The sequence below is a fragment of the Rhodococcus sp. NPDC058639 genome, assembly GCF_042717545.1.
Taxonomy (GTDB): Bacteria; Actinomycetota; Actinomycetes; order Mycobacteriales; family Mycobacteriaceae; genus Rhodococcus.
Genome location: NZ_JBHXRF010000021.1, coordinates 1 through 1,117, shown reverse-complemented (window position 1 = coordinate 1,117; position 1,117 = coordinate 1). Strand labels below are relative to the sequence as shown.

General features: G+C 57.0%; 1 rRNA gene. It reads left to right on the top strand.

Annotated elements, in window-relative coordinates:
- Nucleotides 1–1,117: ribosomal RNA gene (locus tag ACFWU2_RS20785) — 23S ribosomal RNA — on the top strand; the annotation flags it as partial.

Genomic DNA, 1,117 nt, shown 5'->3' with positions numbered 1-1,117 from the left:
TGCCTTTTGAAGAATGAGCCTGCGAGTTTGCGGTGTGTTGCGAGGTTAACCCGTGTGGGGAAGCCGTAGCGAAAGCGAGTCCGAATAGGGCGATATAGTAGCGCGCTCAAGACCCGAAGCGGAGTGATCTAGCCATGGGCAGGTTGAAGCGGAGGTAAGACTTCGTGGAGGACCGAACCCACCAGGGTTGAAAACCTGGGGGATGACCTGTGGTTAGGGGTGAAAGGCCAATCAAACTCCGTGATAGCTGGTTCTCCCCGAAATGCATTTAGGTGCAGCGTCGTGTGTTTCTTGCCGGAGGTAGAGCACTGGATAGGCGATGGGCCCTACCGGGTTACTGACCTTAGCCAAACTCCGAATGCCGGTAAGTGAGAGCGCGGCAGTGAGACTGTGGGGGATAAGCTCCATGGTCGAGAGGGAAACAGCCCAGAGCATCGACTAAGGCCCCTAAGCGTACGCTAAGTGGGAAAGGATGTGGAGTCGCAGAGACAACCAGGAGGTTGGCTTAGAAGCAGCCACCCTTGAAAGAGTGCGTAATAGCTCACTGGTCAAGTGATTCCGCGCCGACAATGTAGCGGGGCTCAAGCGTACCGCCGAAGTCGTGTCATTGCAGCAATAGGGCCAACGCCCGCTGTGATGGGTAGGGGAGCGTCGTGTGCCGGGTGAAGCAGCCGCGGAAGCGAGTTGTGGACGGTTCACGAGTGAGAATGCAGGCATGAGTAGCGATACACACGTGAGAAACGTGTGCGCCGATTGACTAAGGGTTCCTGGGTCAAGCTGATCTGCCCAGGGTAAGTCGGGACCTAAGGCGAGGCCGACAGGCGTAGTCGATGGACAACCGGTTGATATTCCGGTACCCGCTTTGAAACGCCCAATACTGAATCAGGCGATGCTAAGTCCGTGAAGCCGGCCCGATCTCTTCGGAGTTGAGGGTAGTGGTGGAGCCGACGAACCAGACTTGTAGTAGGTAAGCGATGGGGTGACGCAGGAAGGTAGTCCAGCCCGGGCGGTGGTTGTCCCGGGGTAAGGGTGTAGGCCGTGTGGTAGGCAAATCCGTCACACATTGAGGCTGAGACCTGATGCCGAGCCGATTGTGGTGAAGTGGATGATCCTATGC